The sequence below is a fragment of the Soonwooa sp. T0.1_25 genome (genome assembly GCF_057652215.1).
The window spans coordinates 1-1,213 of sequence record NZ_JBYFBZ010000042.1 but is presented as its reverse complement, the minus strand read 5'-3'; the positions used below and the strand labels follow the sequence as shown (position 1 = coordinate 1,213).

Below are 1,213 nucleotides of genomic sequence, written 5' to 3'. Positions count from 1 at the left end.
AAATTTTTTCCGCTAAAATCCAACCTGATTTTCCTCTAAAAACCGCAATATTGGTATAAAATTGCAGATAACGGAAAGGGGCTTTGCGAGGTGCGGGCTACTGCAAACCGAAAGTCGAGAGGAGAACCAACCTCTAGCAAAAACCATTTTCGTTTTTTCAAATTTACAAAAAAATAAAAAACGAAATGGTTTTTTGCGGGTATTTTCTAGAATTTTTCTAAGATTTCCTTCAACCCCGCATCTTGCAAAACCCATGTTATCTGCTGTGCTTTTTTTTAATTTTTAGGATATGGAATTGCTTTGTCAATCTCAATTGGATTGTAATTATTTTTAATTCTTTCCTGCAAAGATTTTCTTTTAATGTCTAATTGATTTTGATTTGTAATATTTTCTCCGTCAATACTTACAGTTCCCCCTTTGTCAAGCGCTTCTCGCATATGCAAAACAGGGTCATTGTAGTAATCAAGTTTAATTTTTTGATATTGTTTTAAACTCACTTTAACAGGTTTCGTATCATAATGGTTTTCCAAAAATTGCTTGGTGTCAAAGGTTTTTGGAAGATTTATACTTTTTACCAAACTATATTTAAAGTTTTCCCCGTCATCACTCAATTCAAAAATTAAAGCAGGTAGACCACGAAATTTATAAGGTCCTTCCTGAAACGGAATTTGTTCGCAAAACCATGCCGTCCAATTTCTCCCTCCAAATTTTGCTGTCGCTTTTTGTAATTTGTATTCTCCCACATTTTTAATTTCTTTTGTAATATTCCAATTAATGTTGTCTTCCGAGTCAATCGCCAAATAGTCAAATGCACTATCGTGGAATTGTGTGTTTTTGTTAGTATTTGCTTTTCTTAAAATTAATTGGTCGGATTCGGTATTTGTCTGCCAAATTTCTCCTGCTTTTTGACTAATGGAGTCCATTTCCAAAAAGGCATAATCATAAAATTTTACATTTTCTTTGTCAATATCCAAAACCATATTCATATTTTCAGTCCCATATTTATTTTTGATATCTAATTGATAAATAAATCTATGAGTTTGTGAAAAAAAAGTATTGTAGATGACTAAAAATAGAATGATTGTTAATTTTTTCATACTTCAATGTTTTTAGGTGCGGTTTTTCTAGCATAGCAGATAACGGGAAAGGGCTTTGCGAAGTTACGCCAAAAACGAGGCTGCCATAGCTTTGGAGGCGTAATTTTGCAAAACCC

1 protein-coding gene is annotated in these 1,213 nt (G+C 32.8%); it reads right to left on the bottom strand.

Features of this window, described 5'->3' with window-relative positions; genetic code table 11:
• Positions 1-275: 275 nt before the first annotated feature.
• Positions 276-1,097 carry a GLPGLI family protein gene (locus AC23MB_RS14240; RefSeq protein ID WP_487787638.1) on the bottom strand — a complete coding sequence of 274 codons (822 nt, stop codon included), beginning with the start codon at positions 1,095-1,097 and terminating at the stop codon, positions 276-278.
• Positions 1,098-1,213: the final 116 nt, after the last annotated feature.